Annotated in this window: 1 pseudogene; it reads left to right on the top strand. The window is 81.6% G+C overall.

Annotated elements, in window-relative coordinates:
- Positions 1–743 (top strand): annotated as a pseudogene (locus tag ACYVI6_RS18820) (hypothetical protein); the annotation flags it as partial.

The raw sequence follows: 743 nt of genomic DNA, 5'->3' as shown, positions 1-743 counted from the left end.
GGCCCTCGGCGGGCCCTCGGCCGGCCGCCGGGCTGGCGGGCGTCCGCGCCGTCGGCACCGTCGGCACGCCGTGGTCGCCGCACGCCCTCGGCGACGTCGACACCGCCCCCGCCGCCGACACCCTGCGGCTGCTGCGCACGCTCACCGAGCTGGCCGACCTCGACCTCGCGGGGGAGCCGCCCACCGGCTCTGCCGGCTCCGCCGCCGACGACGAGTCCGCCGAGCCCGCCGAGCCCGCCGAGCCCGCGCCGGCACCGGACGACGACCTCGCCCTCGGGCAGGCGCTCGTGGCCGGGCTGCTCGCGCGCGACGTCCGCGGCGACCCGCTGACCGAGCTCACCGCGCCCGACCCGGTGGTGCCCGCCGGGGTCGAGGTGCACGCCGTCGTCGGGGCCTGCTCCGCCGAGGCCGTCGAGCGGGCGCTCACCGACGTCCCGGCCAGCACGCTGGCCCGGCGGTTGCGGGCCCGCTCGCTCGCCGCGGCCGGCGCCGCGCCGACGCCCGTCGAACCGGCCGGCGAGGACGACGAGGACGACGAGGACGACGAGAGCGACGAGGGGGACGTGGTCGACGAGGTCGACGAGCCGGGCGTCGAGGTCAGCGTGCCCGTCGGCACCCGGCTGGGCCTGCGCGTGCCGACCGGTGCCGGGTCGGCGGCCGGCGGCCTGCGCGCCGCGCTCGGCCTCGACGCCGACCTGCTGCGGGTCGCGGCCGACGGCGTGCACGGGCCGCGCCTCGGCGTG

Source organism: Angustibacter aerolatus, from assembly GCF_054776675.1.
Note: the sequence above shows the minus strand (reverse complement) of the source record. Positions and strands in the feature narration are given on the sequence as shown.